The sequence below is a fragment of the Hymenobacter sp. HD11105 genome (genome assembly GCF_054051685.1).
On record NZ_JBSWBR010000027.1, the window covers coordinates 1 to 406 of the forward strand.

Annotated in this window: 2 tRNA genes; both read left to right on the top strand. The window is 48.3% G+C overall.

Going from position 1 to position 406, the window contains the following annotated elements:
• Window positions 1–126: 126 nt before the first annotated feature.
• Window positions 127–200, top strand: a tRNA-Ile gene (locus tag ACW9KT_RS22305).
• 29 nt (window positions 201–229) lie between these two features.
• A tRNA-Ala gene (locus tag ACW9KT_RS22310) sits at window positions 230–303 on the top strand.
• Window positions 304–406 lie beyond the last annotated feature (103 nt).

The window sequence follows — 406 nt, forward strand, 5'->3', positions numbered from 1 at the left end:
GACCTTGCTCACGACGTAATTATTCGGGTCAGATGGTTTTACAACCTATTCGTTACTCCTTTCATTCAACGTTTTTTGAGGATTCAGTTCTTCTCCATAGTAGTTAGTATGGGAGGAAGTTGACTCGGGCTAGTAGCTCAGGTGGTTAGAGCGCGACACTGATAATGTCGAGGTCCGTGGTTCGAGTCCACGCTGGCCCACAGAGGGAAGGCGGGGAGAGAGAACACACGGGGGATTAGCTCAGCTGGCTAGAGCACCTGCCTTGCACGCAGGGGGTCAACGGTTCGAATCCGTTATTCTCCACTCAAGTTGTCTACGATAGGTAGACGATGAGGAGAGTAAATAGTACACACTAATAAGTGAGGTGACTCCTTATTAGTACTGTGTCTTCAATAGGAAGACAGAT